A 7,327-nucleotide genomic window follows, 5' to 3' on the forward strand; every position below is an offset into this window, starting at 1 on the left:
GATGACAACGACCGTACAACACTATCTGGATAAAGGCCTGCGCGGCCTCTGGTATCCGGTGCTGGCGAGCTGGGAAGTGCAGTCTGCTCCTGTGGGCATCACCCGCCTGGGCGAGCAGATTGTGGTCTGGCGCAACAAAGACGGCCAGGTGCAGGCGCTGGAGGACCGTTGTCCGCACCGCGGCGCGCGCCTGTCTATGGGCTGGAACCTCGGCGACCGCATCGCCTGCTGGTATCACGGCGTAGAGGTGGCGGGCAACGGCGAGGTGAAAGACGTGCCCGCTGTGGATAAATGTCCGCTGGTCGGCCAGCAGTGCGTGCGCAGCTATAACGTGCAGGAGGCGCACGGCGCCATCTTCCTCTGGTTTGGCGTCACCGCGGATCAGCAGCCGGACGAACTGACCTTCCCGGATGAACTCGCCGACACGGAAAACTTCAGCAACTTCCTCTGCACCGCCGCGTGGAAATGCAATTACCAGTACGCGCTGGAAAACGTGATGGACCCGATGCACGGCACCTATCTGCACTCCTCCTCGCACTCGATGGCGGAAGGGGATCGCAAGGCCGACATGGTGCTCCAGCCGACCAAAACCGGCTTTATCTTTGAGAAGAAAGGGCAGAGCGGCGTCAACTTCGACTGGGTGGAGCTGGGCAACAGCGGCACCTGCTGGATGCGTCTCTCCATTCCGTACAAGAAGCGTTTCGGGCCGGGCGGCCACTTCTTTATCGTCGGCATGGTGGTGCCGGAAGATAACGACAACTGCCGCGTCTTCTTCTGGCGCATTCGCCGGGTGCAGGGCTGGCAGCGCGATATGTGGCGCTTCATGTACCGCAACCGGCTGGAAAAACTGCACTGGGAAGTGCTGGAGCAGGACCGCGTGGTGCTGGAGAGCCTGGCGCCAAACGCCCGCGATCATGAATACCTGTATCAGCACGACGTTGGCCTCTCGCGCCTGCGTCGCATGATGCAAAAGGCCGCCAAAGAGCAGCTGGCGATGCGTGAAGCACAGCAGGGGGCCGCCTGATGAACGGGCTGCTGAGCGGTAAGCGCATCGTCATAACCGGCGCCGCGCGCGGGCTGGGCTACCACTTTTCCCAGGCCTGCGCGGAGCAGGGCGCGGCGGTGGTGATGTGCGACATCCTCAAAGGCGAGCTGGCCGAGAGCGCCCACCGGCTGAGCGAGCGGGGATATGCGATCGAATCGCACGTTATCGATCTGGCCGATCCGCAGTCCATTGAGCAGGTGTTCAGCGCGATTGGCGAGCAGGGGCTGATTGACGGCCTGGTGAACAACGCGGCGATGGCGACGGGCGTCGGCGGCAAAAATATGCTCGATTACGATCCGGATCTCTGGGATCGGGTGATGAGCGTCAACGTCAAAGGCACCTGGCTGGTAACGCGCGCCGCCGTACCGCTGCTACGCGAGGGGGCGGGCATCGTGAACGTCGCGTCCGACACCGCGCTGTGGGGCGCGCCGCGCCTGATGGCCTACGTCGCCAGCAAGGGCGCCGTGATTGCCATGACCCGCTCAATGGCGCGCGAACTGGGTGAAAAGCGTATACGCATTAACGCCATCGCTCCGGGGCTAACCCGCGTCGAGGCGACGGAATATGTCCCCGCCGAACGGCATCAGCTCTACGAAAACGGCCGCGCGTTAACCGGGGCACAGCAGCCGGAAGACGTCACCGGCAGCGTGGTCTGGCTGTTAAGCGATCTGTCGCGGTTCATCACCGGACAGCTGATCCCGGTCAACGGCGGTTTTGTATTTAACTAAGGTAGGGCGATGATGGCAAACGATCAGGAAGTGAAGTATCTGGTGCCGGGGCTGGAGCGCGGTTTACAGCTGCTGTTGGCCTTTGGCGAGCAGCATCGCGATCTGACCTTTGCCGAACTGCATCGGCTGGTGGATATGCCGAAGGCCACCGCCTATCGCGTGGTACAGACGCTGGAGTACATGGGATTTCTGGAGCGCAACACGCGCACCAATACCTTTTCGCTGGGCATGAACGTGCTGCGTCTTGGCTTTGAGTACATCGCCTCGCTGGACGTGGCGCAGGTCGGCCAGCCGGTGATCGAGCAATTGCGCGACGTGAGCCAGTGCAGCAGCCATCTGGCGATCCGCGACGGGCGCGACATTATCTATATCGCCCGCGTCAGCGCCGCCGGGTCGCGTATCAACCAGGTCAGCATTGGTACCCGTCTGCCGGTGCACTGCACCTCGCTGGGCCGCATGCTGTTGACCGATATTTCCCGCGCTGATTTCGAACAGCTGTTCCCGCATGAGCGCCTGCCGGGCAACACGCCGGGGCAGCTTCACGACCGCGAAGCCCTGTGGCAGATGGTGCAGCAGGACAAAGCCCGCGGGTATGTCATTGGCGAATCCTTCTTCCGCCACGGCATCTCTTCCATCGTCTACCCGGTGTATGACCGAAGCGGCCGCGTGGCGGCGGTGGTCAGCATTCTGGTGCCGTCGGAGGAGATCCCACTGAGCGACCGCGAGCGCCTGCAAAACGAGGTTCGCCTTGCGGCGGATAAAATTTCTGGCTTCTTAGGGTATCTGTCACAGGCCAGTTAAATCAGTGAGTTAACGTCAGGCGCTTGACTGCGTCGGGCATGTTTTACGCCCAATCTGGGCCAGATGAGGCAACGAACGATGAGTATAACCGGAATTGAAAAGCTGGAATTTGGTGTGGAAGACCTGACGCACTGCGCCAAATTTATGCGTGATTTTGGCCTGACGGGCGATGCCAGCGGCCAGCGTTTCACCACCCTGAGCGGCGCGCGCGTGGAGCTTAACCCGATCGACAGCCCCGACCTGCCGCCCGCGTTTGAAGCGGGCAACACCCTGCGCCGCATGACCTGGGCGGTTGCCAGCCAGTCTGAGCTGGATGCGCTGCGCCCGAAGCTGGCGCAACAGCCAGGTTTTCGTGAAGTGGGCGACGCGCTGGAATGCCTGGATCCGAACGGCATGACGCTGCGCGTGCAGGTGACCCAGCAGACCGACGTGGAGCTTAACGTCGAGCCAATAAACCAGTGGGGCGACGCCCGCCGTATCGACACGCCCAGCCCGGTTTACGATCGCGCCCAGCCGATCAACGTGGGGCATGTGGTGTTCTTCGTGGAAGAGCTGGCGGCAGTGGAGAAATTCTACCGCGAGGTGCTCGGCTTCCAGGTCTCGGATCGCTATATCAACCGCGCCGTGTTCCTGCGCTGCGGGGCGCGTGGCGGCCATCACAACCTGTTCCTGCTGCAACTGCCGAACCGCAAGCGCGGCCTTAACCACGTGGCCTTCACCGTGCGCGACATCCACGAGGTGATCGGCGGCGGTATCGCGATGAATAAACATGACTGGAGCACCTTTATCGGGCCGGGCCGTCATCCGGTGTCGTCGGCGTACTTCTGGTACGTCAACAGCCCGACCGGCGGCGCGTTTGAGTATTACACCAACGACGACTACCTGACCGAAAACTGGCAGCCGCGTGAGCTGGAGCACTCCCTGGTCTCCTTTACCGAATGGGCGGTGGAGGGCGGGATTGACCACGACACGCGCCGTCAGCAGAAAAAGCCGGAGGCGGTATGACATCGCGCATTGTCATTATCGGCGGCGGCCAGGCGGGCGGCTGGGCGGCGAAAACCCTGCGTGACGAGGGCTTCGACGGCGAGATTTGCGTGGTGGCGGAAGAGGAATGGGATTTCTACGAGCGGCCGCCGCTGTCAAAAGCGTCTCTGCTGGAGCCGGACTCCGCGCTTCCGCGGCTGTTTAGCGAAGAAGCGCAGCAGGCGCTGAACCTGATCTGGTACCGCCCGCTGCGTGCTGAATCAGTCGATCGTGAAGAGAAAATCGTGCGTTTAAGCAACGACGAATGTCTTAGTTACAACATCCTTTTAATCGCTACCGGCGGTCGGGCGCGCCTGCCTTCGCAGGCGTGGGCCAGCCATCCGCAGGTTTATACCCTGCGCCACTGGCAGGACGCGCAGCGCCTGAAAAGTCGCCTGTCGGAAAGTCACAAACTGGCGATTATCGGCGGCGGCTGGATTGGCCTTGAGATTGCCGCTTCCGCGCGGAAAAGCGGCATGGCGGTCACCCTGTTCGAGCAGCAGCCTGCGCTCTGCATGCGCTCGGTGAGCGGCGAGGTGTCGCAGCGCCTGGAGGCCATCCACCGCGAGCAGGGGGTGGAGATCCGTACCGGCTGCGGCGCGCTGGAGCTGGAGGACGATAACGGCCTGCCGGTTATCCACTGCGAAGGCAACCGTGAAAACTTTGATACGGTCGTGGTCGGGATCGGCGTCGATCTCAATCTGGAGCTGGCGCTTGATGCGGGGCTGAAAACCGGGCGCGGGATCGTGGTGGATGCCCAGGGACGCACCTCGGATCCATTCATCTTTGCCGCTGGCGATGTGGCCCAGCACCATCACTACGGCCTGTGCATCCAGTCCTGGGCCTTCGCCCAGAATCAGGCAGTGGCGACGGCGAAAGCGATGCTCAACCGCGATGCGCCAGGTTATGACGACGCGCCGTGGCTGTGGTCGGATCAATATCAGCACAATATTCAGATCCTCGGTATTCCGCAGCCGGAGAGTAAAACGATAGTGCGTGAAGATGCGCTGTTCTTCTCGCTGGATGAAAACGGGCGGCTGACGCAGCTGGTGGCGTTCAACGATGCGCGCACCGTCAAGCTGGCGAAGCGCTGGATGGCGGCGGGGCGGGATCTGTCGAACGTACCGCTTGCCGACCCGACATTTTCACTGATGTCACTGCGATAGCTAACCCGCACCCGTAGGGGGAGAGATGACCACACTAGAGACGAACACCGCGCCGGTTGAGGCGAGCGGTGAGGGGACCCGCACGCCCGAAAAAGCGGTGCGCTGGGCCATCCCGTTGTCGCTGCTGGCCTGCGTGCTGCTGGCGTTTTTCGACAAAATCAGCATCGCGGCGCTCTTTTCGGATACCCATTTCCAGCAGGCGATGGGCATTGATTTCGACACCACGCGCCTCGGCATATTGATGAGCGCCTTCCTGCTGAGCTACGGCTTTTCGTCGGTATTTTTGAGCGGTTTAGGCGACAAAATCGCGCCGCTGCGCCTGCTCACCGGGATGATGGCTGTGTGGTGCGTGCTGATGGTGGCGATGGGCTTTACCCATAACTACACGCTGATGATCGTCCTGCGCATCCTGCTGGGCGTGGCGGAAGGGCCGCTGTTCCCGCTGGCTTTCGCCATCGTGCGCCACAACTTCCCGCAGCATCTGCAGGCGCGCGCCACCATGCTGTGGCTGCTGGGCACACCGGTAGGGGCGGCAATTGGCTTCCCGCTCTCCCTCTGGCTGCTGAACACCTTCGGCTGGCAGAGCACCTTCTTTGTCATGGCCATGCTTACCGTGCCGGTGCTTATCTTTGTACGCATCGGCCTGCGCGGGATCCGTCTGGAGGCTAAACCCGGCACCTCGCAGGCGTCTCAGGACGAGCGGCGCGCGGCGCGGCGCGAGCTGTTCGTCAGCCCGCATTTCTGGATCATCTGCATCTTTAACATCGCGTTCCTGACCTACCTGTGGGGCATCAACGGCTGGCTGCCTGGCTACTTAATTAAGGGCAAAGGCATCCACCTGGAGCATGCAGGCTGGCTGTCGTCGATGCCGTTCATCGCCATGCTGGCGGGGGAAGTGATTGGCGCGTGGCTCTCGGACAGGGTCGATAAGCGCGCGGCGGCCTGCTTTATCTCGATGGCGGGGGCGGCGGTGGGGCTGGCGGCGGTGATGCACCTCGATACCCCGCTCGCCGTCATCGCGGCGATGAGCTTCAGCACCTTTATGTGGGGCACCGGCGCGCCCAACATTTTCGCCCTGCTGGCGAAGGCCACCCATCCCCGGGTGAGCGCCACGGCGGGCGGCATTTTCAACGGGCTGGGAAACTTTGCAGGCGCGCTGTCGCCGGCGGTGATGGGCGCGCTTATCGCCTTCACCCACAGCATGGATTCCGGGCTGATTTTTCTGGCGGTGATGGCGGCGGTGGGCTGCGTCCTGTTACTGCCGCTGCTGAGACGTTACTGAGGAGAGTGTCATGACTGATTCAACCGTAACCCACAAAACGGGCATCAAACCTGACCATCTGACGATGGAAGAGTGGGTCGAGTCGCGCATCGCGCGCTTCGAAGGCCGTAAATACGACTGGAACGCGCTGAAGTTCCAGGCCGATTTTGACCCGAAATACCGCCGGGCGCAGATGCGCTACATCGGCACCGGCGCAACCGGCGTGGCGAACGACACCAATACCGTGCAGGCGGACCATTTCACCTTCTCCACCATGGTACTGCCGTCGAAGTGCGAAGGGCCGCTGCACCTGCACGACGACGTGGAAGAGGTGTTCTTCATGCTCAAGGGGCAAATCACGCTGATGATCCAGGATGGCGACAACTACACCGAAACGGTGCTGCGCGAGCGTGACCTGATCTCCGTCCCGCCGGGCATCTATCGCGGCCTGTTTAACCACGGGGAAGAGGAAGCGCTGATGTGCGTCATGCTGGGGACCAACAAGCCGGAAATCCCGACCTATCCGTCCGACCATCCGCTCTCGAAAGTGAAGCGGAACTAAGGGGGCGCCATGACGGGTTTTCGTGAACAGGGAAGCGGCATTCCGCTGATGCTGCTACACGGGATCAGCTCTGGCGCTGCGTCCTGGCACAAGCAGATGGCGCTGAACGGTTTTCGCGTGCTGGCGTGGGACATGCCCGGTTATGGCGAAAGCCCGATGCTGGCCGTCGCGCGGGCAAACGCGGGGGATTACGCCGACGCGCTGGCGGCGATGCTCGACCGCGCCGGTGTCTGGCAGGCAGTGCTGGTTGGCCATTCCCTGGGGGCACTGGTCGCAAGTGCCTTTGCGGCGAAGTTCCCGGATCGCGTCATTCATCTTGTACTGGCCGACGCTGCGCAGGGCTACGGCAATGCCGCGCCGGAGCAGCGGGAGCAGGTCTGGCGCAACCGCGAGCAGCAGATGGCATTGGGCGGCGAAATCCTCGCCCAGACCCGTGCCGCGAAGCTGCTGCGCCCCGGCGCGCGCGCGGAAGATATCGCCACCGTCGCGGCGGGCATGCGCACGCTGCGCCCGGAAGGCTACCTTGCCGCCGCGTGGATGCTGGCGAATGACGACATTCACGGCTGGCTTAAACGATACTCCGGCACGTTTGAAGTCTGGTGCGGCGAGCAGGACGCGATAACGCAGCCCGAACTGGTGCAGGGGCTGGCGCTGCGCTACGGCATGCCGTTTACCGCCATTCCGCAGGCCGGGCACGCCAGCTATCTCGATAACGACGTGTTTTTCAACCAACAGCTTTTA

At 62.5% G+C, this 7,327-nt stretch carries 8 protein-coding genes; all 8 read left to right on the plus strand.

The window, feature by feature from the left end; translation table 11 throughout:
• Position 1: 1 nt before the first annotated feature.
• The gene (locus tag HP459_RS05765) at positions 2–1,024 is read left to right on the plus strand and encodes an aromatic ring-hydroxylating dioxygenase subunit alpha (RefSeq protein ID WP_017692695.1); all 1,023 of its coding nucleotides are present in this window, start codon (positions 2–4) and stop codon (positions 1,022–1,024) included.
• Entirely contained in the window at positions 1,024–1,773 is a 750-nt protein-coding gene (locus HP459_RS05770) for an SDR family oxidoreductase (RefSeq protein WP_063147405.1), read from the plus strand. The genes HP459_RS05765 and HP459_RS05770 overlap by 1 nt, the downstream gene beginning before the upstream one ends.
• Before the next feature lie 12 nt (positions 1,774–1,785).
• Positions 1,786–2,574 carry an IclR family transcriptional regulator gene (locus tag HP459_RS05775; protein WP_032671673.1) on the plus strand — a complete coding sequence of 263 codons (789 nt, stop codon included), beginning with the start codon at positions 1,786–1,788 and terminating at the stop codon, positions 2,572–2,574.
• 78 nt (positions 2,575–2,652) lie between these two features.
• Positions 2,653–3,579 (plus strand): VOC family protein, encoded by a 927-nt coding sequence (locus HP459_RS05780; RefSeq protein WP_038416706.1) that lies wholly within the window; start codon positions 2,653–2,655, stop codon positions 3,577–3,579.
• Positions 3,576–4,763 carry an NAD(P)/FAD-dependent oxidoreductase gene (locus HP459_RS05785; protein ID WP_063147406.1) on the plus strand — a complete coding sequence of 396 codons (1,188 nt, stop codon included), beginning with the start codon at positions 3,576–3,578 and terminating at the stop codon, positions 4,761–4,763. Before HP459_RS05780 ends, HP459_RS05785 begins: the two co-directional genes overlap by 4 nt.
• A gap of 25 nt (positions 4,764–4,788) precedes the next feature.
• Positions 4,789–6,045: an MFS transporter gene (locus HP459_RS05790; RefSeq protein ID WP_022649340.1), complete on the plus strand. Its 1,257-nt coding sequence runs from the start codon at positions 4,789–4,791 to the stop codon at positions 6,043–6,045.
• A 10-nt stretch (positions 6,046–6,055) separates the two neighbouring features.
• Positions 6,056–6,586, plus strand: a complete 531-nt coding sequence (locus HP459_RS05795) for a cupin domain-containing protein (protein WP_022649339.1) — start codon at positions 6,056–6,058, stop codon at positions 6,584–6,586.
• 9 nt (positions 6,587–6,595) lie between these two features.
• Positions 6,596–7,327 (plus strand): alpha/beta fold hydrolase (locus tag HP459_RS05800; RefSeq protein ID WP_171936012.1); only part of this gene is annotated, 732 nt, incomplete at its 3' end.

The sequence above is a fragment of the Enterobacter sp. CM29 genome (genome assembly GCF_013179605.1).
Lineage (GTDB): Bacteria > Pseudomonadota > Gammaproteobacteria > Enterobacterales > Enterobacteriaceae > Enterobacter > Enterobacter intestinihominis.